This is a genomic window from Vibrio sp. 10N.261.46.A3, assembly GCF_041472995.1.
Lineage (GTDB): Bacteria > Pseudomonadota > Gammaproteobacteria > Enterobacterales > Vibrionaceae > Vibrio > Vibrio coralliirubri.
This window is the reverse complement of record NZ_JBFRRH010000025.1, coordinates 103,456-125,206: the sequence shown is the minus strand read 5'-3', so window position 1 is coordinate 125,206 and position 21,751 is coordinate 103,456. Positions and strand designations below refer to the sequence as shown.

Here is a 21,751-nt window from a genome sequence, read left to right as displayed (position 1 = left end):
ATCTTCAATGATCACGGGTAGAGACTGTTGTTGTACTCGACATGTGGTGTTCTCAGTTTTCTAGGCATATTTGGACTAGCTGCGTTATACATTGTTTATTAATTTGCAAACTACTTCTGCAAATTAATATTCAAATAAGAAAAAGCCCTAATCAATAGGGCTTTTTATCCATCAGAAATAATAATTAATTTATCGTAAATTTATTCTATTTACTTTTCTCTTCTAGCTTAGCCTTTACTATTGGATATAGTTTTTCGTATGGCAAGTAACCGGGGAGCAATGTTCCATCAATGAGCATCGCTGGTGTACCTCGAACACCCAACCTCGTAAACAAGTTATAGTTTTCAGCAACTTCAATCGCTATTTCACTGTCTGAAGAAACGTAATCGGTGGCTTTGTTCTTCTTCGCTACTTTCATTATCGAACGAACGTTGTGAATGCCAGGCTTACTGATCAACATCTCTTCAACTGCTTTGTATTTTTCTTTGTCATTGTTCCAGACATTGAGTCCAAAGGTTGCTGAGTTCAGTGGTGAATCTCTCTCCTTTAGAGGGATATAAATATTTATCACCTTGATGTCATTAGGAAACTCATCCGCTATTTTCCGAAGAACAGGATCTAACTTTTTACACCACGGGCAACTAAAATCAGTCATGTTTACGATCGTCAGCTTTGGATGTTCGGAACCATACCAAGGGTGGTGTGGATTGTTATAAATAAAGTCATGGCTCTCGGCCAACGTTTTATCGAAACTACTTTGTTGATCTATGTAAGCAGCCAGACTGTCATGAACCGAATCGATAATACCTTCATTCGTTTCTAACATTTGCGTTATCTCGGCAATCTTTTCTTGTTTTGTCATTGCGTAAGTGACAGGAGAGAAAGCCAGTGTAACTAATAATGTGATGATGCTTTTTGTTATGAATTTCATATTTTTCCCATTAATACTTAGCTAACCAAAGTCGGGCTGCGATGCCTATTGGCGTAGTAATTCCTGAAGTAACACTAGTTACTTTTCCATCATTAATAACAATGAGTGTTGGCGTTAAGGAGATCCCCCAATCGCGTGCTATTTTTCCTTCAGTATCATTAATGTTGTCGTAGCTATACCCTTTAGCATTCATGTAACGTCGAACTCTTTCATCCTTACCCGAAGTCAGTGATACACCAACGACGGGATAGCTTGATGAAAACCAATCAACCACTGGCGTCACAAATTTGCAGGCCACGCACCATGTCGTCCAAAAATAAACTAATACCGGCTCTTTCTTACTCATTTCAATTACATCTATCGGTTTACCGGATAACGACATTCCGACCATCGGCGGAACGTTCTGCATTGGAACGTCTTTTGTACGCCAATAATCAACACCAAAGACCACGACCGCCGCGAACAAGGTATACAGTAATGCCGATCTCAACTTCTGCTTTTTAGTCTGAGGTTTTGCCTTAGATTTTGTTCTAATCATTCGTCATCACCTCTTGCCTTCTCAATGGCTTCCATCACCGCATCACTGGTTAAGATGACAGGAAGCTCAATACCTTCTGGAGCATTAGGGCCATAAACCATATTGAACGGAACACCGAACCGGTTGTGATCTTGTAGGTATGACGTGACGCTATCACTCGGTACAGTCCAATCCCCCTCCATCGGCACTACATCACCTTCAGTCAATGCGCTGTAAACAGGATCTTGTAAGAGAACCCCGATCTTGTTTGCTTTACAAGTCACACACCAATCAGCAGTGACATCAACAAAAACCACTTGGCCATTAGCAACATGTTCATCAATGACTTCGGTAGACAACGCTTCCCACTCAGGTTCTGGTGGCAGCATTTTAGATGTTGCTTTCTCGACAAATAACGAGGCAGAGATAACACTCAACAGCAGCAAGGCAACAGCACCCGCAGTCTTGATTCCATGCACTTGAACCAACCTGACAAGTAATAGGCAAACACTGACCGCCAGTATTGCGTATAACCACAATTGAGGGACATGAGGTCGAAGCAAGCTAAAGAGCCAAACGCTAGTGATTAGCATCATTCCGCCGAACAGGTATTTAACACGGTTCATCCATGCCCCGGGTTTAGGCAACGCCAAAGCTATCGATGGGAATGCAGCAACTATAATCCATGGAAGCGCCATACCAACGGCAAGAGCTGTGAAAATACCAAACATCGTCGGGATAGTAGTGGCGAGAGCAAAGGCGACGGCTGTTCCAAGAAATGGAGCAGAGCATGGCGTAGCCAATAGCGTTGCGAACATACCTTGAGTAAAGTGTCCGACGTAGCTACTGTCGCCCTTGGTTGCCATCCATGTATTTGCATTCGATGAAAGACGGATTTCGAAAAGCCCTAACATATTGGCGCTGAACAGAGCGGTGACGATAAACATCCCACCGATAAACCAACCGTTTTGGAACTGAATTCCCCAACCGATAACGCTGCCTGAAACTTTTAACACAGCCAAGAAAGTGGCTATTAACCAGAAGGATGCGAGGATGCCACTTGCAGATGCAAGGAATTGGAACCTAACTTGTTTTCTTGCCATTCCTTGAGCAGAAATAACCCCACTCAGTTTCATTCCAAGCACAGGGAATACACAGGGCATGATATTGAGAATCAACCCACCTAATAGCGCTAAAAGCACCATACTTATCATAGAGCTGTTGCCCACAATGCCATTGGTAACAGTGGTTGGATATTCTGTGATGAAGTCTTTGTCTTTGATGCTTACACGGATGTGCTGGTTGTTAAGATCGGGTGTGCCCATCCAGCTACTTACATCGTAAGTCGCAATGACTTGGTTACCTTCAATTTCAATGTGAGGAATACCAAAGTCAGCATCTTGCATTTCATCTGAATCACCATCCACGATTACATCGGGTGCAGTCCAGCCAATTTGATGTGTAGCAATAACTTGAAGTTGCGACTTGCGAGCATCCCAAATCGTAGATGTACCTTCTACAAGCGGTGAATCTTTCGGCACTTCACTCATTGCTTTGGCGTAGACAAGCATCGCGTCGTTATCCACGGTCATCTCACTTGGGTTAAACACCAAGTTGATATCAAAATCCGTGAGAATACATATGGTGGTGCATGAAGACATCGTCAGCACAGCATTAAGCTCAACAGGTTTGTTCATATCATCAATATGAAGATTCATCGGGAAGATGATGTTGTGCTTGTAACCTAGCGTATCTATGCCGAGCAAATTGAAGCGTTGGGGAAACTTCCAAAACCATTGCAGTTGCGAAACGTTCTCAGAGTCGGCCCATTTGATTTTGGGCGCAATACCTCCTTCACCAGGACTTCTCCAGTAAGTTTTCCATTCATCAGAAAGGTTCACTTCCAGATAACCCGCCGCGGTTTTATCTTCTTTATTAATTTGTCCTGTCATGACAAAACGCGTTTCTACATACGGATGTAACTTGTCTTGCATCCAACCCGTTGTAACAGGAGTCATCGATTCGCTCGCACTTGCGTTCACAGTGAATGTTGAACACAGTGCAACGAATAGCCAAAGCACAACAAAGTGCAATGACATTTTGCTTTTAGGCATGTCTAATTTTTCCTTAAAAAATGAATAATATGAGTGTTAGTTAAACGCTCTTATTCTCATTCTTTAAAGACACAGACCTTGAGATGGATGCGTCTACCCTTGTGAAGGATTGGCTCAGTGAATGGAGGGAAATACGGGACAGTACTTAGCAGCCACAATACGACTACAACGAGTATGAAGTACGTGAATATAGCTTGATCATTGACTTGGTGGTGATCAAAATTTATCAGGTGTTCTGATAACTCACATTTGTGGACGGATTGGTCGTCTTGAGATTGAGATGCACCCTTGATAAAACCGCCACCATCATCAATCTTGTTTACCTGCAGGACATTAGAAATCGCAGAATCACTGTTTTGATAGTTTACTTTGCAACCTTGGATAAAGCTCATATTACTGGCGAGACAGAAACAGATAACCCAACCCACTAATAATAGTGCGCTACGAGTTAGCTGATGAGTGTTTCGACTTGAGATCATATCTAAACTGCAGATGTCTTGTGATGGTAAACGTAGCAATACGACTTAACTAAAATAATAAAGTTCAATTTTTTTCGCATGGTCGATAATTTTCATGAATCAAAGCGATTGAGAATGGCAAAAACCGTATACCAACAATCAGTATCGAAAAGACAATCTCTATAGCACATCGGCATCAGCCATAGCGCTGTCGAGCTGCATGGAATAAATAAACTCGAATCAAAACAGGACATGATCAAGAACACGTATGACCTAACTCTCTGTTTTCTTGCTAGTATTAAATTCATACTGTTTGTTTATGTATAAGATTTGTTGATTGAAGGACGAAGCTTGTTGATATGGGGATGAGATTGGAATGAAACGATTACTGACTGCACGCTTACTCAGTACAGTGCTGTTACTCAGTTCAGTGCTATCAGGGTGCAGTAACTTTAGAAACCTATCTAATGAGATACAAGCTATCGACTCCATAACCAATCAGTACACCATCACCTTGAGTCAACCGGCCTCAGATTCTGCCGTGGTGATTGAACAAATCAAAGACATCAGTAAAAGCGAAGTGGATGGCTACGATGGCATCATAGACAGCGACAGTATTCACTTACAACTATCAAATAGCATCCATTACCTACTCGTCTTTGAAGATAAGAATCAAGACCTAACCCTACAAGCTGATGAAGCATTCAGTGTGGTTAACCTGCGCGATCACCAAGACAAATCGACAATCGAAGTATCACTTGCCATTAATGAGAGTGATGCCCCAAGAGCGTTTGTTGATCGTTCATTGTCCTCACTATTGAAAATAGAGTTAGACCTCGTCGATATAGGCACAGTGGTGGGTCTATCGGATCCCCCTTTTGAGAAAGGCAATGCAAAACTCGGAATGTGGCAGCCGCTAACATTCTTACTCGAAGATAATGCCGGGCTCTATTTTCTATCTGAATATGACCCAAATAAAATCCCAATTCTATTTGTGCATGGGATCAATGCCACCGCTTTAGATTTCGCCCCACTAATCAAGAAAATCGACCAATCTAAGTACCAAGTATGGGTGTTCAACTACCCTTCTGGTTTATCTCTATCTTTGAATTCGAAGGGCTTGAACAATCTGTTACATACAATTGTGAGTGAATATAAGAACCAGCAACTACATGTTGTTGCCCACAGTATGGGTGGCTTGGTCGTGACTAACAGTATTCGCCAGTGTCGCATTGGGCAGCTATGCGATTTTGTAAGCAGCGTAACCACCATCTCTTCACCGTTTGGTGGTGTCGATTCAGCTAAACAAGGGGTCGAGTACTCTCCCGTGGTAATGCCTGCTTGGGTTGACTTAAACCCAGACGGCCAATTTATTAGCGACTTATTTGTTGAAAACAATCAAATCCACATTCCCCACTTTTTAGCCTTTGGTTATAACTCGGGTGATCTGTTTAATACCAACAGTAACGATGGCGTCATCAATTTATCAAGCCAGTTATCACGCCCCGCTCAATTGAACGCCGACCAAATTCGTGGTTACAACGAAAACCATCTCAGTATTTTAGATAATGATGATCTGTTTGAAGACCTGTCGAGCTTTTGGCTAGCAGCAGAGCAATAACCCCTCCCTATACATAACCCGACAAACCAGTTGGCGTGAATGGTATGAACATTGGCGGTATTTGCACTGCACGCCAACACGCCAATCTTTATTCTACTCCCATAAATAAGCACACGGAGTGACGCTAAGCCTAGCGAGCTAGGTTTCGAAACAAGGATAGTGACTTTCTAACTTGGGATAGAAACGATGACTATCAATGAATTAAAACGCAGAGATTTTTTCAAAGTTATGGGGAAAGGTGCAGTTTCTGCTGCGGCTATCTCTCTGCCTACCTTAGCGAATGCAACACCAACTTCGCCAACCAATTTGCCTTCAGATCACCAAACCATTGACTCGCCACTGGATGCGACTGAGATGGCGAATCTGATAAGAGACAAAAAAGCCTCGCCAAAAGAATTCGTGCAAGAAGCTATCTATAAAATTCGCCAGACAAACGATCAAGTTAATGCGGTTGTTTCTGAGTGCTTTGACTTAGCGCTAGAGCGAGCAAACTCATTTAACCCGAACTCACCCTTTGCTGGCGTGCCTTTCTTGGTGAAAGACTGCGTTGATGTTGTTGGGCTTGAATGCACCCTGGGTTCGAAGCTAAACCAAGGCAGAAAACCTAATGCGACCTCTTGGTTTATTCGTGCGACTCAAAATGCAGGGCTGAACACCATTGGCATGACGAACATCCCTGAGATGATGACACTAGGCTGCACCCAGAACTCCCTTTATGGCGCGACGCGCAACCCATGGGATCTAAGCCGAGGTGTTCACTCATCAACTGGCGGTGGCGCAGCGGCGATTGCAGCTGGCTATGTAACCTTAGTGCACTCTACTGATGGCGGCGGTTCTTCTCGCATGCCTGCTTCAGCAACTGGTATTTTTGGCTTTAAACCAAGTCGAGAATCTTTGATCTCAGGGCTAACTGACGGCTCAACAAACGAAGGTTTTACCCATCAATCGTTTATGTCGAGAACCGTTCGTGACGCTGCTTTGGCAGTTTCAGTTACAGAGCATCATACAAAAAATAACTTTGAGACGCCTTTTCCTCGAACCCCAATAGGAATGGTTAATGCTTCTCTTAACCGTCAGATAAAGATTGGCGTCACCCTCAAAGATATCCACGGCAGGCTTCCTGATGAAAATACGCTCGCAGCCATTCGCTCTACGGTCTCTTTGCTCGAAAGCCTTGGGCATATCGTTATCGAAGTTGAACAACCAATCCAAAATGGCGATGTGTTCATGCGTAACTACATGGGCGTATTTGGCAACAAGATGGCAAGCTTTGCTGAGCAATTCGACCGCTTAGGGATGCCGCTAGAATCGATGCCAGACAAAGTGAGCGACAACGTCGTCTATTTAGCTCGTACGATGCAAGCACGCTTAAAAGCCACTCCTAGCTTGTATATCGACTCTCAAGAACGATGCCGAAACTTCGCGATCAATCACAACCGAGAGTTCTTTAAAAACATCGATATATGGCTCACCCCTTGTGCAAACCATGTTCCTTTGGACATCGAATATTTCGACCAGAAAGCGCACTCCGGCAAAGAGATATGGGCACGTTCAGAGAAATTGATGTCCTACACGCCAATCGAAAACGTGGCTGGCAATCCGGCGATGTCGGTTCCCTTGTATTGGAACAAGCAGAACCTTCCTGTTGGTAGCCACTTTTCCGCAGCAAGAGGCAACGACCGCCTGTTATTTGAATTGGCCTATCAACTAGAACACGCCAAGCCTTGGGCAAACAGAAAAGCCCCGATTGCGCTTTAACAAGCAATTCAATTTAGAAAATCATTTAAGTACGAGTCTATTGATGAAACATATTATTTTCCTATTCTTGGCAAGCCTGACGCTTGCGCCACACTCATTCGCAGCTCTAGCACCAAGCGAAGGCTTCAGTGGCAACATGACCTTCCTAACTGGCTTCACCGCAAACTCAAGTAACCTCGATGTTGGTCAAAGCAATCATCAATCTCAAGCCGATTTAATGTCGTCGGGTAACACGGAAGCCGAGGGAATGGTCGCTGTTTTGGGTTCGGTGCAATACACCTTTGGCGCTTTGAATCACAAACAGTTTTTCTTAGGCACCTCAAGAGACGACATCATCACTGGTACGCTGGCATTTGAAATTGGATATAGGCAGCAAGTGGAAAGCGGAATGGTGGTCGATTTTTCTATCTTGCCGACTCTGATATCAGGCGAAGTATGGGATGACCCTTATGCTGTTGACTCAAATAGGAAAGAAACCGACCTCACAGGCACTGTGGTTCGAATGCAGCTTTCAAGAATAATGGGTTCGAACTTTAATCTCGATGTCGCTTCTGGTGAGTCAGACGTTAAAAAAGAAAACACTGGCCTAAAGGGGCTTGGTTTAACTGACGAAGAACGCGCATTGATGATTCGAGAACGAAAGTACTTTTATCTCAAGTCTGGTTATCAGTACTTCTTGAAAGATGGGTCAGGCATTCTCACACCTTCAATGAATGTTTTCTCTTCAGATTCTGAGGGTGATGCACTGTCGTTCTTGAGCCTTGGCGCAGAAATCAACCTGGCGAAAAGGTTTGGAAATCATGGTCTTGCTTTAACACTCAATGCAGCAAAACGCAGCTATGACAAAGAGAACCCGATCTTTAATAAGATACGTGAAGACAAAGACTTTGGCGCCTTCGTTGCCTATGAATATGCCAATATCTTTGATGCGAAAAACTGGTCTTTGGTGTCACTACTCGGCGCGAAGACAACGAATTCAAACATTGAGTATTACCAATCATCGCAATATGTGGTTTCAGTCGGTGTTGATTACAAATTCTAAGGTTGAACTGAGATTTTCATTGCTTGTAACCCGCAAACAAATCCTTTAATTTGGACATATTACCGAGAAGAACACTCTTCAATCGCCAGCAATAACAGGGAGTTATGGTGGAAAGTTTTAGTACTCAATTGCCCATATTTTGGTTTAAAACTTTAGATTCTGCTATTCAGGCTAGAATTGGAGACAGCAGCGATATCTGGTCGGGAGCAGAGGTCTACAAACAACTTTGCTCCGCCGAATCGATCTCGGCTTATCAGCTTCAAACCGCCATCACCAATATCTACCAACGCTTTGACCATGAACTGATCGACCTATTTGATGAATCTGCTCGCTACTTCGATGAGCTTGAAATGGGCGCGCCGGTAATGGCCATGCTCACCGCGCCAGATCTCGCCAGCTTTTGCCAACTGTTGAGTCGATACTCCATTCATATACATCCGCTACTGAAAATTTTCAGTCGTGAAACAGAGAGTGGTGAAGTCGAGCTTTGGGGCGTCACACCCGAGTACATTGATGAAACGACACTGATGACACACATCAGCTTAGGGCTCTATTTCAGCATTATGATCAAGCTCGTTCGCAGATACCTTAATGCGCCGAATCAAAAGCTCGCCATTCACATCCACAAGAACACCATCGGTGATGAGTTCTTGAGCATCTATGAGCGTGTCTTTAATGTTGAAATGAAGGAGGGCTTCCCCGCCCGTTATCTCCTTTTTCCTAACGATCTTGTCCAGGCGAAACCTCGCCAATTCCAAGCCGACTTTCATGCAGAGTTAGTACGAATCGCCGATCAACAGATGGAAAATACGTTAAAAACTAACTTGATCTACAAAGTGAATGAAACGTTCAAGGTGCTCGCGGTGAAAGACACCAACCTAGATAGCGTGGCGAATAATCTTCACATCAGCCCTCGAACCCTCAATCGTAAACTTAAACAACAAGGTGTGAGCTTTCGTCGCTTATTCGATAAATACCGTCTTGAACTGAGCATGACGCTACTGAATCAGAACGACGGCAATATTACCTATGTGGCTCACGAACTCGGCTTTTCAGACTCGAGCGCATTCAGTCGAGCATTCAAAAACTGGACTGGACACTCTCCTACTGAACTCAGGTCGTAACAACAGATCTCGCCCCCCATATCACTAAGCATCGAACGACATTGTTCTTACTTGGTTTTTGTTCTTACATATTTTCGATTCTCATGTATTATGTGCGCCCATAATTGTATGACAAATATATAGCGCTGTTTCTGTATGACCAAAGCCACCAACCACGCGATTTTGCTCTTAGTATTCGCAAACCTGCTCGCCTCCTTTTCAGACGTCTCACTCAAAGTGCTGAACGGTGAAGTGCCCACGTTCCAATATGTGTTTATCCGCCAGCTATTGAGCGTGATGTTGCTGCTTCCTTTTTGGCTAAAGCTACCCAAAGAGACGCGCATGCAAGGTGGTTGTCGCATCAACTTCTTGCGGGCTCAATTCATCCTAGTGGGAAGTGGCTGCGCAATGATTGCCATCACACACCTCACCTTGGCGACCGCAAATGCGATGTTCTATGTTGGACCTATTCTTATGCTCCCGCTTTCTATTGTTTTATTGAAAGAGAAGCCGAAATCATCAAAAGTGGTGGCGACATTGATTGGTTTCGTGGGTGTGTTAATCGTGTTGCGTCCAGAGCAATTTCACTGGGCCGCTATTGCAGGCTTAGGCAGTGCGCTCGCAATGGGCGTCGGCAATATTTTGATTAAACGTCTTCACGCAGAACAACACATTATCTCGACACTATTTTGGACCAGTGTAATGACTCTGCCGCTGGCGTTGGCTCTTGCTCTGCCTGCATGGGCGGCGATTGAATGGCGTCATGTTGGGTGGATTATGGCAATCAACCTATTCGTTCTTGGATACCATGCCCTTGTGGTGGTGGCTTATAAAAAAGCGCCAGCAAACCAAATTGCGCTCGCAGAATATTCGGGGTTGGTGTTTGTGACCCTATTTGGCGTGATGTGGTTTGACGAGATTCCAGACATGCTGACCCTTGTCGGCATTAGCCTCATCGTCATTCCTATGATGCCAATAAAATGGAAGAAGTACTTCAGCAGGCCAAATCAAACGGCCCTAGATATAGAAGCCAATCAGCCTAAGCCTTAATCGTCGGCAGCATCATTACTGCGTATTGAGCTAACCCACTTTCGACTTATTCAAACTAGAAAAGGGACCGGTATTTCTACCCGTCCCTTTTTGGTTTCGTTTGTATAAGGTGTTACTTAAGCTTGAACACCAACACTTTGTTGTATGCAGTTACCATCAGTAAGTCTTGCTGTTTCCCGCCAATTTCTAGGTTGCTGATATGGCCCGCATCAATAGCAATGAAGTCTATCTGCTTACCGTCTTTATCGAACACACCCACGCCACCGTGCGCTGCAACAAATAGGTTGTCATCGGCATCAACAGCGACACCATCAACCATAGGTTCAGAGCCAGACTCCGCCTTCACTTGAGCAAACTGAGTCTTATTGCTGAGTGACTGTCCATCAACATCAAATCGGTATACCCAGCCATCAGATGTGTCGGCAACGTATAACGAAGATTCATCAGAAGAAAAAGCGATGCCGTTTGGTAGCTTGAACTCTCCAGTGATCAACTTTAGATCACCATCTAAATAACGATAAACGCCGTTAACCGGTTGCTCTGGTTCTGCCTTTGCTGGGCCGTAACCTTGAATACCAAACGGAGGATCGGTGAACCACACGCTGCCATCGCTGTTAACGGTTAAATCGTTCGGGCTATTGAGCAGCTTGCCGTTATACGTTGCAGCGACAATCACTTTCTCTCCGTTGCCCTGACGGTACGACAACTTTCTATCATGGCGAGCAGCCCACAGGTTACCTTTGGCATCGATATCGAGACCATTGGCATAGCCAGAATTATCATCAAAAACGCTCAACTTGCCGTTAAGATCGTAAGAGTAGGTTGTGTTATTTGGAATATCGCTAAACAAGAAACGTTGATGTTCCACATCCCATGTTGGGCCTTCAACAAAGCCGAATGAGTCTCCAACCAGTGTTGGGTTGCTTTCTACAACAGAGGCAGCTGAAACATTCATAGAGGCAGCCATTGCAGCGGTAATAAGTAGTAATTTGTTCATTGTTCTTCTCCTTTCTGTTTACGTTTTGAATCTTAGTTTCTTGAAGGAGTGAGAAAAACAGTACAAAATGACTTCACTGTTTACTAAATGGTGTTAATGATGAATTTGATTTATATGCAGACCTTCTTGACTGTCGCCGAAGAGCAAAGCTTCACCAAGGCCGCTGAAGTATTGGATGTGTCGAAAGGTTTGGTATCTCGGCATGTACAACGACTCGAAGAAACATTGAATTCTAAGCTGTTTCACAGAACGACTCGTTCTATCAGCCTCACAGAAGTGGGTGAAGAGTTGTATTCGAAAGCGAAGCAAATTCAACTATTAGCAATCGAAGCGGAAATGCGTGTCTTAGACATGACGCAGGAAGTGGCAGGCGATTTAAAAATTACCGCACCGATAGAGTTTGGGCGTGCGCTTTGTCGTCATATCATCCCTACTTTCAAGCAAGAGTATCCAAAAGTAGATTTGATTCTCGACTTTGGGCCGATGAAAAAGAAGATAGAATCTGGCGACTTTGACATTGCTTTTAGAGCCTACGATGAACTGCCTAATGATGTGATTGCCAACGATCTTGGGCATATCCGCAATGTTCTCGTTTGCAGTGCGGATTACGTATCAACTAACCCACTCGCCACCACCAAAGACATCCATAAATGCAGCTTCATTCTTAACAGTCAAAATGAACGTTGGAATCAGCTGGAGTTGATCAATGGCGAGCAAACCTACCATGTTGAAGTAACTGGAAGCGTTAGCTCGAATACCTACAGTTCAATTTTAGAGTTGGCGATGCAAGGGATAGGTGTCGCCAGCTTGCCGTTCTATCAAGTTGAAGAGCAGCTCAAGCAAGGTGAGCTTATTCACGTATTCCCAGAATGGTCGATAAAAGCCCAAAAGCTAAGCCTCATCTATGCTCAAAGAAGAGTAACACCGCAGAAGTTGGTCACTTTTAACCGAGCGGTAAAAGAGTGGTTGGAATCGAATAACGCCTATACGTTGTGAGTCTTAGAACGCTGAATCTTTCAATTGAAACGTATGTGCATTCCATTCATATCAGGCGCAATCACACTGCTTTCAATAGCTGATAGGCTGCCGTGTTTTCGTCGATTTTGAAACCCCCTCCCCCTCTAACTCCCCCTCAAACCAAGTTCATCAACCTCTGCAGACTGACGAACGAGGGGGAGAACCTTCTTTAGCGCTGAACGTACAGCTGCACATGTCACGATCGGTATTCTGTTCCTCCCCTTTCCTAAAACTGCAATGGACAGAAGATGCTGATTAAGGGGAGGCTAGGAGGGGATTTGAGGCTGGGCTAACACGGGGTTGCTCAATTAGATATTCAAGTGTCTATTTTTGGTACTTGTAATGAATTTTTCCCATTCACCTTTAGATGGAGCAACTCACGCTCTGTAAACACCGCTTGTCGCAATTATAAAAACTATAGATAAAGCAGCTTTATCATAGAACTTAAAATAACAGCACAAGGAAAGCATCATGAATGGTAAAAACATAAGAATAATTTTGAGATGGGTGCACATAGCGTTAGCGCTATTTGTTGGTGCGGCGTTTTATTCCCCCTTAGGAAGCTATGAAGCATATATTACAGCTACGCTATGGGTTCTAATACCCGCGCTTGCTTTGACAGGTGTTGGTATGTGGAAACAGTCATCAATTATGAAAGCTTTAAAGCCAATAAGAAAGAAAGCGCACCAGTAAGAAGAAAAGGTTACGCGAGAATCAGTAGATCTCGAGCAATCTTTTGGTTGTTAACTCATTGCTGTCCAAATCTAATTCAGCACACCCAAAAACAAAAAGGGATTGGTATCTCTACCAATCCCTTCTAAAGCTCTCTTAAAACTTACAAGCTCTCAATTGCCTTTTGAACTGCAGGGCCAATCTGACGCTTACGCGAAGTGACGCCTTCTAACGTCAACATATCGCTTGTTGGTTCAGCGTTGAAAGCCGATTTGATGACTTGGTAGTCACTTTCATCCACCCAAAGTAAGTTTGCTTCTTTGTTCTTAGTGTCGGTGATGGAGAAGAACAGATGATCTAAGCCATTCTCTTCTTTATAAGACTTCATCGCTGCCAAAAGCTCGTCTTTACGATCAATCAGTTGTTGAGCGGTTAATGTTTCAGCCACACCGATGCCCACCTGTTTGCCACCGTACTTAAAATTCTTGTAGTCCAGAGTCAGAATGGTTTCAGAAGAAAGATGGCTAAGATCCGACTTAGCAATCAACATCTGTTGGCCGAAGTCTTCGATATCTGAAATGCCTGCAACCTTTGCCAGTTTCTCTGCGTATTCACGATCGTACTCAGTCGTGGTTGATGATTGGAATACCACAGTATCAGAAAGGATTGCGCCTAAGCCGACACAAGCAAGGTGTTTAGGTAGGGTCACATCCAGCTTTTCAGCATTGTCAGCCAAAATTGTCGCAGCCGATCCCCAGCCTCGAATATCCATCTCGACAATTTGTGGTGTGTTAATCGGCGAGCCACCAATTGCGTGATGATCAACCACAGCAACAATGGATGATTGGTCAATGGTTGGCGCTAGTTGAGTGACTTGGTTGAAATCCACCAGCCCCACTCGGTATGAAGAGTAATCTGTCTCTACGCGTGGTGATTCAGCATTGCAGTAGTTCAAGATGAAGGTGGATTCTGGATTAATCGGCTCTGGTACTGTCGCTGTACCGCCATAGATATGAGCCGCGAGCATCGCAGACATTACCGTGTCGCTATCTGGGCTTAGGTGCCCTGTCCATACGAGATCTTCACTGTTTTCATTAGCAGCTTGTTGCAAGCTAAAAGCAAAACTTGCTGAACTGAAAGACATAATTACGGCTGCAACGACAGGGGTTAGCTTCACGGGTATTTCCTTATTTGAATTCGATATAGAACTCCATAAGCTAAACACCAAAAATTTCAGAACCGTGTCACCAATATTTCAGATTTACTTCAGTGAGTAACGAAATGTAATTTCCCTCTTCTTCTCCCCGTCAATTTGGACTGAGCCCCCCTTTCTATTACACTCCCGCCACAACCAATTTGGGATTAGTTCAGCTTTTCATTATTTCACAATGAATTTCAATGAACCCTAATGACAAGAAAGCTAAGGCACTGATTTATTGACCACATAACATCATCAACCCACATACTAGAAATGAGATAATCTTATTGGAATGAATTATCGAAAGGCACAAAAAGGCTACTAAGCAGCCTTATTGAGTAAGCATAAATGTGATATTCAATCATCGAGATCGAGGTTCTGTTCCTCCCCTTTCCCACGACTGGTAAGGGAGCGTAGATGTAAACCAAGGGGAGGATAGGAGGGGATTCTAGTGTTTGTATCGAAAGGTGTTACTGTCATCAATGATCTCAATTTTGACTGTTGCTACGCCTTTCTTGACGTCACCAATTTGAGAAAATGCTTTGTGCGAAAGGTCAATCACTCGGCCTTTTACGTAAGGACCTCTATCGTTAATTTTGACATCGACAGACTTGTTATTGGCTGTATTGGTCACTCTCACGATAGTCCCAAATGGCAAGGTTTTATGAGCGGCTGTATAGGCGTTTTTATTATACGTTTCACCACTTGCTGTCAGTTTTCCGTGGAATTTATCGCCATACCAAGAAGCCACTCCCACAAGCGCATGTGAATTGGCATAGCCCTTTGTTTTTGAAGTATCGACGGCCGCATGTGACGAGCATCCGGCAAGCAAAGTAATAAGAAAAGCGGCAAAGATAATGTTTAGTTTTTTCATGCTATTTGAGTAGTTCTTCTTCATGTAATGTTTATCTATTTTCATTGTAGTGCGGTTCAGCCGTATTGAACTGAGTATTATGAGTTCTCAGCGAAGGCTATCACCAGTGTGATTCCGCAATGTTTTCATGAAGCACGCTCGCTTCAGTCATATTCATGAAAGGTTTTATCTTCAAAACGTTAACTTTAACAAAGCCTTAAAGCTGTTGATTTAATAACCACCCCCTATGATGGAACACTTAAAAAGCACACAAAAAAAGGATTGGTATCTCTACCAATCCTCTTTAGGGGGTGTTTCGGTTCTTCTACCTTATGGAAGGTAGTAACGCTATTACTCGTAGTCAGTCGCGTACGTGTCTTCGTATGTGTGAGAGTAGAATTCGAATAGGTTGCCAAACGGGTCTTCTAGGTAAACCATTTGTGCTTGTTTTAGTTCGTCTTCTGGGTGGTAACGCATGATGTCCATACGAACCTTACCGCCAAACTCTTCAACACGCTTAATCGCTGAATGAAACTGCTCTTTTGGAAGCTGCAGACAGAAGTGGAAGATACCTAGACGAGAGAAATCAACTTCGTGACGCTCTTGGCGCTCTTTCATTTCGAACAGCTCAACACCGATGCCATCAGATGTTACTAGGTGAGCAATGTTGAAGCCTTTAAAGCCTTCACCGAACACAGCGATACACATGCGGCCGATTGCTGATTCGCGCTCTTCCATCACTTTGGTGTTGTTCATTACGACTCTTAGACCTAAAGCTTTCGTGTAAAACTCGACTGCTTTGTCCATGTCGCCAACCATGATACCTACGTGATTCATTTTCATAACTTTCTCCAAATTCTCTTTAATTCTGTATTTTTCGAAGACTGCTTCGGTCTTCCGTTTCGATGGAGAGAGTATATGGAGACACGCTGATTAACTGAAATTATCATAATTTATATTAATGATAATTTTATGTTATTTACCAAATTAAGTGAGATGCCAACACGTCACACAATAAGTTAAAGTTCAGAGCCACATATGTCATGTGGCTCTAGTTAAACATCCTTAGTTCAGCACGAAGAACCCCGTTACGCTTTACTGGTTTGAACTGCATCCGAGATCGGCTTGGCTTTTGTTTCAGGCACCAATGACATCAACCCGGTAATCACTAGCGCGGCAATACCAGACATGGTTACAGGTGAGCCAAATATGCTTTGCACTAGCTTGGGTGCTTCTTTCAATAAATCTGGTACCAGCATGACACCAAGCCCTAAGCCTAGTGAGATGGCTATCGTCATGATTCTGCGGCGATCCAGTTTCTCATTAGCGATGATTTTGATGCCCGCCGCAGCAACCGTACCGAACATCACTAATGTCGCCCCGCCTAAGACTGGCTTTGGAATCGTCATTAATACCGCACCTAAGATGGGAAATAGCCCTAACAGAAAAAGAATCGCGGCAATGAAATAGCCGATGTAGCGACTCGCGATCCCCGTAAAATGGATCACACCGTTGTTCTGGCTGAAAGTCGTGTTCGGAAAAGTATTGAATACCGCAGCGATAAGTGAGTTCACGCCGTCACCCAGCACGCCAGCCTTGAGTCGATTGAGGTATTTAGGCCCTTTAACCGGCTGCCCTGAGAACATGCTGTTGGCGGTAAGGTCACCCGTAGTTTCTATAACAGTAATCAAGTAAATAAAAGCGATAGGCAGGAAGGCTTGCCAATCAAAAGCGAAGCCATATTTAAATGGGACAGGAATACTCAATAGCGGTTGAGAAGCAAAAGAAACCATAGACGCTTTACCCATCAAAATGGCAACGCCCCAGCCAACTACCAACCCAACTAAAATCGACGACAGCCTAACCATATTATTGTTACTCAGGTTAAGCGCGACTATGGTTCCGAGGACGATGGCACCCAACATCAGATTGCTTCCAGAGCCAAAATCTTCGGCGCCAACGCCACCAGCAATATCTGTAACGCCAACTTTAATCAAAGAGATGCCAATTGTGGTGATAACGATTCCGGTTACAACTGGGGTGATCACCACTTTCAACTTTTCGATAAAACGCGATAGGACAATTTCGATAAACGCACCGAAGAAACAAACGCCAAAAATGGTCGCCAGCATTTCATCCGTCCCACCTCCATTTGCTTTAACAAGAAAACCCGCACCTAAGACAGAACCTAAGAACGCAAAGCTGGTCCCTTGGACACAGATCATCCCTGCGCCAACTGGCCCTATTTTTCTGGCTTGGATAAAGGTACCTACCCCAGACACCATCAGTGCCATGCTGATCAAATAAGGGATGTGTTCACCCAACCCTAAAACACCACCGATAATAAGCGTGGGGGTGATAATACCAACAAAACTGGCTAATACATGCTGCAGTGCCGCGTAACTGGCTGCTTTAACTGAAGGTCGATCGTCTAACCCGTAGATCAATTCACTGTTCTGTTCCATGTGACTTCCTTAATGTATTTTTTATTGTATACAATTTACAAAAGGGAATAGAGCAACATATATGCCAATGGTTTAACATTATATTTATCAACCAGTTAAGTTTTCCATCAAGGATATGCTGCACTAAAGAGCAACATTGTCGGCTTGTTTTAGTGCACCCGACGGTTTATCCGATGTTCCTAAATTAAGTCCCACAAACACAAAAAAGGATTGGTATCTCTACCAATCCTTTCTAAACGTTTAAATCTCAGTTAACCGGAGTTTGAGCCAAACAGTGTTTCAGCAATATCTCCGCCGCTAGATGGAGAGCATCGCCTTTATCTCAGGCATCGCCTCTTTTGCAGCTAGATAACCCGCTTGTATCGCTTGTTCTTTTTCATTAAAAGCCGCACTTCCATTCGGTTCATAGTCCAGTCTAATGACCACATCGGCACTGTTTAGCTCTTGCTCAGACAGACGACAGCTTTGCATGCGAAAAGCCGCAAGCGTAATCTTGCTCGCCGAGACTTCTGGCGTGATTTGATTGTGACAATAGATATCAACGGCTATCACCTTTTTAGCACCGAGATCTTTAGCCGCGTAAACAGGCACAACACTAAAAATACCGCCATCAACTAAGATATCACCTTGGTTTTCAACGGGTACAAATGCGCCGGGAATGGTTGATGAGGTTTGAACAGCATGCCCCGGGTTACCCGAACGAATAATAACGGTCTCTCTCGATGTCATATTGGTCGCGGTAAGCGCGACAGGCATTGGCATATCAGACAGGTCATCATACGTCACTTGGCTGTTTATCCATTCTGACAAGTTCTTGCCATTCACCAAGCCTTTTGAAGAAAAGACAAAATCGGCGATGTCAGACATGCCAACTTTCTCTATCGCGAGTTCCATCTCTTCATAACTCAGCCCTGAAGCATATAGAGTCGCAGCAATCGAACCCGCAGAGGTGCCGCTCACCACATCAGGGGCAATGCCCTCCTCTGCCAAGGCTTTGATCACGCCTAGGTGCATAAACCCACGAACGCCACCACCGCCAAACGCAATACCGAGTTCATGCTCACCCGTTTCCGTAGAAGGTATTGCATTGAGATCGTTATAAACATTAGGTGTTGAGCAGGCCATCAAAGACAGCGTAACCAATGTGACAATGAAGCTTTTTAACATGTTCTTTTTCCAACTCTTTATTTTAAAACCACTTATCTCCACCAAGCCTTTTCGATATAACGACCAGACCTAGATTGAGCTTTTGATAAAACACGAAAGCAGTTTGCATGCACCTATCAGCGGTAGTATTGTTGTCTGAAGTTACTATAACTCTCACAGAGATTAATAAATAGGCGAATTAATCTCAAAAATATGCCTATTTGTATCAGATCGAATTTACGGTGCAGGTTAATGAAGCAGAAAATTAAGCAGCTAGTAGAAAGTCGCATAACGGAAGATGGCATGCTCGAAACGGGTATAAAGGGAGTTCGCCTATTTAAGGTAACTCAAGCTATTCCATGTGCTCCCGCCGTCTATGAACCAACGCTAATCGTGATTTTAAGCGGCAGTAAAGAAGCAATACTCGATGGCGATAAGTACATCTATGACAGCAGTAAGTACCTGTGCTGCTCAGTCTCCATGCCTGTTGAGGCGGGTACGCCAGCAGCGACACCTGAAAATCCATTGTTAGGGGTAGCTATCTCACTCGATACCAAAGTGATGACCGAGTTAGCTATCGCAATGGAGAGCGTCAGCGGCGCGGTCAAGGTCCCTAAAGGTAGCCCACAACCTCAAGGGTTATCACTCGCCAATTGGGACGACACTTTTTCTGATGCTCTACTTCGACTCATTCAGTTAGGAGACGATAAAGCAGGAACGGCCATTCTCGGCGAGAGTCGTTTAAGAGAGCTCTATTATGCTGTCTTACAAGGTGAGGCTGGTCTTTCAGTACGAGGCGCGTTTGGTATTGGTAACGAAATTGCTCGTTCAATTGAGTATTTATCGTTGAACCTGACAAAGAACGTCACGATTGATGAGCTTGCATCGCATGTCGGGATGAGCCGAGCGGTATTCCACCGAAAATTCAAACAAGCGACCCGAATGTCACCGATCCAATTTATGAAGTCGATGCGCTTGAATAATGCGGCGATGAAAATAGCTGCGGGTAAGAATGTCAATGAAGCGGCGATGGCAGTTGGGTACGTCAGCTCTTCTCAATTTAGTCGTGAGTTTAAACGTGTGTATGGCCAGTCACCTAAGCAGTGGAGCCAATCGAAGCAACTAATTGAAAACATCGCATAGCAATAAAACAAACTGACTATTGAATCTCTCCACCATACTAAATGAGATAAATAGGCATGTTTTAGAGAGCATATCGCCTATTTTTAGCTCAACATGAGAGTTAAAGTAACCCCATAAGATTACGACGGGTTATTCATCATGAAAAAGCTAATTTCATCTATAGGAGTCAGTATGGTTATTGCTGCCACATCATCGGCTAACGACATCAACAAAGAGTTATACCAACTGACGGATACGGTTCAAGACGCGGAAGGCAACACTTATCGCACCGTTACTATCGGTGAACAGGTTTGGTTAGCGGAAAGCTTGAGAAGCACTCAGTTCCAAGATGGTAGCCCGGTAAGATCTGGCGTGATCCCAAAAGATGATCAAGAAAACCTATTAAAATACGGACGTTTATACAATTGGCATGACGCTTCAGATCAACGAAACCTTTGCCCACCCGGCTGGCGAGTGGCCACCGATAAGGATTGGAAAAAGTTGGAACTGGCCATCGGTATGCCTGAGGAAGAAGTACACCAAAACGGTTGGCGTGGGGGTGAGAAAAAGTTAGGTTTGCAACTCAAAGAAGCTCAAGCAGATGGACCATTTTCCAAAGTCGACCCATCTATTGTCAATAAACAGAACTTCTTTGCTAGACCTGCAGGCGTAAAATGGAATGGGTGGTATATCACTGAAGGTGCTTACACCGAGTTTTGGACTGCGAGCAGCGCATCCGACAAAAAAGGGATTATCCGAACACTTGCTTACGCTTGGTGGAATACGCATAAAGGTGAAATACGGAGAGCAACAAGTTCGAAAGACTATATGTTCTCGGTTCGATGCGTAAAAATCGAAGGCCAATAATCCGTCATTGTGGCAGCTGTGCTCCCTGAAAACAGCACATCTCCCCTTCCCCAAAAAGCACAAACAAAAAAAGGATTGGTATCTCTACCAATCCTCTTTAGGGGTGTTTCGGCTTTTCTACCTTATGGAAGGTAGTAACGCGATTACTCGTAATCAGTCGCGTACGTATCTTCGTATGAGTGCGAGTAGAATTCGAACAGGTTGCCAAACGGGTCTTCTAGGTAAACCATTTGTGCTTGTTTTAGTTCGTCTTCTGGGTGGTAGCGCATGATGTCCATACGAACCTTACCGCCAAACTCTTCAACACGCTTAATCGCTGAATGAAACTGCTCTTTTGGAAGCTGTAGACAGAAGTGGAAGATACCTAAGCGAGAGAAATCAACTTCGTGACGCTCTTGGCGCTCTTTCATTTCGAACAGCTCAACACCGATACCATCAGATGTTACTAGGTGAGCAATGTTGAAGCCTTTAAAGCCTTCACCGAACACAGCGATACACATACGGCCGATTGCTGATTCGCGCTCTTCCATCACTTTAGTGTTGTTCATTACGATTCTTAGACCTAAAGCTTTCGTGTAAAACTCAACTGCTTGGTCCATGTCGCCAACCATGATGCCTACGTGATTCATTTTCATAACTTTCTCCAAATTCGTTTTAAATTCTGTATTTTTCGAAGACTTGCTTCGGTGTTTCGTTTCGATGGAGAGAGTATATGGAGACACACTGATTAAATGAAATTATCATAATTTATATTAATGATAACATTTTGTTATTTACAGTTTGGTATGACACTCAACTCACGTAAAGAAACCATATCTAC

At 44.0% G+C, this 21,751-nt stretch carries 20 protein-coding genes; 9 read left to right on the top strand and 11 right to left on the bottom strand.

What is annotated here, in order from left to right:
• Nucleotides 1-205 precede the first annotated feature (205 nt).
• From AB4484_RS06805 to AB4484_RS06790, 4 genes are read right to left on the bottom strand one after another with little or no spacing between them, the layout of a single operon-like run.
• Entirely contained in the window at nt 206-931 is a 726-nt protein-coding gene (locus tag AB4484_RS06805; RefSeq protein WP_048614638.1) for a DsbA family protein, read from the bottom strand.
• Between the two features lie 10 nt (nt 932-941).
• Nucleotides 942-1,469: a protein disulfide oxidoreductase gene (locus tag AB4484_RS06800; RefSeq protein WP_048609330.1), complete on the bottom strand. Its 528-nt coding sequence runs from the start codon at nt 1,467-1,469 to the stop codon at nt 942-944.
• A complete protein-coding gene (locus tag AB4484_RS06795; RefSeq protein ID WP_372077197.1) occupies nt 1,466-3,562 on the bottom strand; it encodes a protein-disulfide reductase DsbD family protein in 2,097 nt (698 codons plus the stop codon). The genes AB4484_RS06800 and AB4484_RS06795 overlap by 4 nt, the downstream gene beginning before the upstream one ends.
• A 56-nt stretch (nt 3,563-3,618) precedes the next feature.
• Nucleotides 3,619-4,041 carry a hypothetical protein gene (locus AB4484_RS06790; RefSeq protein WP_372077196.1) on the bottom strand — a complete coding sequence of 141 codons (423 nt, stop codon included), beginning with the start codon at nt 4,039-4,041 and terminating at the stop codon, nt 3,619-3,621.
• Nucleotides 4,042-4,396: 355 nt separating this feature from the next.
• Between AB4484_RS06790 and AB4484_RS06785 the strand changes: the two genes are divergently transcribed.
• The 5 genes from AB4484_RS06785 to AB4484_RS06765 all read left to right on the top strand — a co-directional run bounded on the left by AB4484_RS06785 (nt 4,397) and on the right by AB4484_RS06765 (nt 10,594).
• Nucleotides 4,397-5,641, top strand: coding sequence for a lipase family alpha/beta hydrolase (locus AB4484_RS06785; RefSeq protein WP_372077194.1), 1,245 nt, complete (start codon nt 4,397-4,399; stop codon nt 5,639-5,641).
• A gap of 186 nt (nt 5,642-5,827) precedes the next feature.
• Nucleotides 5,828-7,399, top strand: a complete 1,572-nt coding sequence (locus tag AB4484_RS06780; RefSeq protein ID WP_372077192.1) for an amidase — start codon at nt 5,828-5,830, stop codon at nt 7,397-7,399.
• Nucleotides 7,400-7,442: 43 nt separating this feature from the next.
• Nucleotides 7,443-8,441, top strand: coding sequence for a DUF2860 family protein (locus AB4484_RS06775; RefSeq protein ID WP_372077190.1), 999 nt, complete (start codon nt 7,443-7,445; stop codon nt 8,439-8,441).
• A 104-nt stretch (nt 8,442-8,545) separates the two neighbouring features.
• On the top strand, nt 8,546-9,565 hold the full coding sequence (locus AB4484_RS06770) for an AraC family transcriptional regulator (RefSeq protein ID WP_050622059.1): 1,020 nt from the start codon (nt 8,546-8,548) through the stop codon (nt 9,563-9,565).
• Nucleotides 9,566-9,700: 135 nt separating this feature from the next.
• Nucleotides 9,701-10,594: a DMT family transporter gene (locus AB4484_RS06765; protein ID WP_372077188.1), complete on the top strand. Its 894-nt coding sequence runs from the start codon at nt 9,701-9,703 to the stop codon at nt 10,592-10,594.
• A gap of 112 nt (nt 10,595-10,706) precedes the next feature.
• Here the strand turns inward: AB4484_RS06765 and AB4484_RS06760 are convergent, their stop codons facing one another.
• Nucleotides 10,707-11,591 (bottom strand): SMP-30/gluconolactonase/LRE family protein, encoded by an 885-nt coding sequence (locus AB4484_RS06760; RefSeq protein ID WP_017089396.1) that lies wholly within the window; start codon nt 11,589-11,591, stop codon nt 10,707-10,709.
• Between the two features lie 99 nt (nt 11,592-11,690).
• Between AB4484_RS06760 and AB4484_RS06755 the strand changes: the two genes are divergently transcribed.
• Together AB4484_RS06755 and AB4484_RS06750 are read left to right on the top strand one after the other, a co-directional pair.
• Nucleotides 11,691-12,587 carry a LysR family transcriptional regulator gene (locus AB4484_RS06755; RefSeq protein WP_372077201.1) on the top strand — a complete coding sequence of 299 codons (897 nt, stop codon included), beginning with the start codon at nt 11,691-11,693 and terminating at the stop codon, nt 12,585-12,587.
• 492 nt (nt 12,588-13,079) lie between these two features.
• Complete coding sequence (locus AB4484_RS06750; protein ID WP_050644600.1) at nt 13,080-13,301, top strand: hypothetical protein; 222 nt, start codon at nt 13,080-13,082, stop codon at nt 13,299-13,301.
• 142 nt (nt 13,302-13,443) lie between these two features.
• On the opposite strand, the gene AB4484_RS06745 is transcribed toward AB4484_RS06750, so the two are convergent.
• The 5 genes from AB4484_RS06745 to AB4484_RS06725 form a co-directional block, all read right to left on the bottom strand.
• On the bottom strand, nt 13,444-14,457 hold the full coding sequence (locus tag AB4484_RS06745; protein ID WP_372077186.1) for a manganese-dependent inorganic pyrophosphatase: 1,014 nt from the start codon (nt 14,455-14,457) through the stop codon (nt 13,444-13,446).
• Between the two features lie 469 nt (nt 14,458-14,926).
• The gene (locus tag AB4484_RS06740; protein WP_157373141.1) at nt 14,927-15,352 is read right to left on the bottom strand and encodes a septal ring lytic transglycosylase RlpA family protein; all 426 of its coding nucleotides are present in this window, start codon (nt 15,350-15,352) and stop codon (nt 14,927-14,929) included.
• Between the two features lie 330 nt (nt 15,353-15,682).
• A complete protein-coding gene (locus AB4484_RS06735; protein ID WP_048609315.1) occupies nt 15,683-16,174 on the bottom strand; it encodes a VOC family protein in 492 nt (163 codons plus the stop codon).
• Nucleotides 16,175-16,419: 245 nt separating this feature from the next.
• The gene (locus tag AB4484_RS06730; protein WP_372077184.1) at nt 16,420-17,796 is read right to left on the bottom strand and encodes a uracil-xanthine permease family protein; all 1,377 of its coding nucleotides are present in this window, start codon (nt 17,794-17,796) and stop codon (nt 16,420-16,422) included.
• A gap of 297 nt (nt 17,797-18,093) precedes the next feature.
• Entirely contained in the window at nt 18,094-18,963 is an 870-nt protein-coding gene (locus AB4484_RS06725) for a patatin-like phospholipase family protein (protein ID WP_372077182.1), read from the bottom strand.
• A gap of 231 nt (nt 18,964-19,194) precedes the next feature.
• Between AB4484_RS06725 and AB4484_RS06720 the strand changes: the two genes are divergently transcribed.
• Together AB4484_RS06720 and AB4484_RS06715 are read left to right on the top strand one after the other, a co-directional pair.
• Nucleotides 19,195-20,085, top strand: coding sequence for an AraC family transcriptional regulator N-terminal domain-containing protein (locus AB4484_RS06720; RefSeq protein ID WP_372077180.1), 891 nt, complete (start codon nt 19,195-19,197; stop codon nt 20,083-20,085).
• 171 nt (nt 20,086-20,256) lie between these two features.
• Nucleotides 20,257-20,931: a fibrobacter succinogenes major paralogous domain-containing protein gene (locus tag AB4484_RS06715; RefSeq protein WP_372077178.1), complete on the top strand. Its 675-nt coding sequence runs from the start codon at nt 20,257-20,259 to the stop codon at nt 20,929-20,931.
• 143 nt (nt 20,932-21,074) lie between these two features.
• Here AB4484_RS06715 and AB4484_RS06710 read toward each other — a convergent pair whose 3' ends face one another.
• The gene (locus AB4484_RS06710) at nt 21,075-21,566 is read right to left on the bottom strand and encodes a VOC family protein (protein WP_016798106.1); all 492 of its coding nucleotides are present in this window, start codon (nt 21,564-21,566) and stop codon (nt 21,075-21,077) included.
• Nucleotides 21,567-21,751: the final 185 nt, after the last annotated feature.

What these genes read in the sequence shown, in the direction of transcription:
- AB4484_RS06760 (WP_017089396.1), bottom strand. Translation starts at nt 11,591, where the DNA reads ATGAACAAATTACTACTTATTACCGCTGCAATGGCTGCCTCTATGAAT.
- AB4484_RS06750 (WP_050644600.1), top strand. Translation starts at nt 13,080, where the DNA reads ATGAATGGTAAAAACATAAGAATAATTTTGAGATGGGTGCACATAGCG.
- AB4484_RS06755 (WP_372077201.1), top strand. Translation starts at nt 11,691, where the DNA reads ATGAATTTGATTTATATGCAGACCTTCTTGACTGTCGCCGAAGAGCAA.
- AB4484_RS06730 (WP_372077184.1), bottom strand. Translation starts at nt 17,796, where the DNA reads ATGGAACAGAACAGTGAATTGATCTACGGGTTAGACGATCGACCTTCA.
- AB4484_RS06795 (WP_372077197.1), bottom strand. Translation starts at nt 3,562, where the DNA reads ATGCCTAAAAGCAAAATGTCATTGCACTTTGTTGTGCTTTGGCTATTC.
- AB4484_RS06765 (WP_372077188.1), top strand. Translation starts at nt 9,701, where the DNA reads ATGACCAAAGCCACCAACCACGCGATTTTGCTCTTAGTATTCGCAAAC.
- AB4484_RS06725 (WP_372077182.1), bottom strand. Translation starts at nt 18,963, where the DNA reads ATGTTAAAAAGCTTCATTGTCACATTGGTTACGCTGTCTTTGATGGCC.
- AB4484_RS06775 (WP_372077190.1), top strand. Translation starts at nt 7,443, where the DNA reads ATGAAACATATTATTTTCCTATTCTTGGCAAGCCTGACGCTTGCGCCA.
- AB4484_RS06715 (WP_372077178.1), top strand. Translation starts at nt 20,257, where the DNA reads ATGGTTATTGCTGCCACATCATCGGCTAACGACATCAACAAAGAGTTA.
- AB4484_RS06740 (WP_157373141.1), bottom strand. Translation starts at nt 15,352, where the DNA reads ATGAAAAAACTAAACATTATCTTTGCCGCTTTTCTTATTACTTTGCTT.
- AB4484_RS06785 (WP_372077194.1), top strand. Translation starts at nt 4,397, where the DNA reads ATGAAACGATTACTGACTGCACGCTTACTCAGTACAGTGCTGTTACTC.
- AB4484_RS06720 (WP_372077180.1), top strand. Translation starts at nt 19,195, where the DNA reads ATGAAGCAGAAAATTAAGCAGCTAGTAGAAAGTCGCATAACGGAAGAT.
- AB4484_RS06805 (WP_048614638.1), bottom strand. Translation starts at nt 931, where the DNA reads ATGAAATTCATAACAAAAAGCATCATCACATTATTAGTTACACTGGCT.
- AB4484_RS06780 (WP_372077192.1), top strand. Translation starts at nt 5,828, where the DNA reads ATGACTATCAATGAATTAAAACGCAGAGATTTTTTCAAAGTTATGGGG.
- AB4484_RS06770 (WP_050622059.1), top strand. Translation starts at nt 8,546, where the DNA reads ATGGTGGAAAGTTTTAGTACTCAATTGCCCATATTTTGGTTTAAAACT.
- AB4484_RS06735 (WP_048609315.1), bottom strand. Translation starts at nt 16,174, where the DNA reads ATGAAAATGAATCACGTAGGTATCATGGTTGGCGACATGGACAAAGCA.
- AB4484_RS06800 (WP_048609330.1), bottom strand. Translation starts at nt 1,469, where the DNA reads ATGATTAGAACAAAATCTAAGGCAAAACCTCAGACTAAAAAGCAGAAG.
- AB4484_RS06710 (WP_016798106.1), bottom strand. Translation starts at nt 21,566, where the DNA reads ATGAAAATGAATCACGTAGGCATCATGGTTGGCGACATGGACCAAGCA.
- AB4484_RS06790 (WP_372077196.1), bottom strand. Translation starts at nt 4,041, where the DNA reads ATGATCTCAAGTCGAAACACTCATCAGCTAACTCGTAGCGCACTATTA.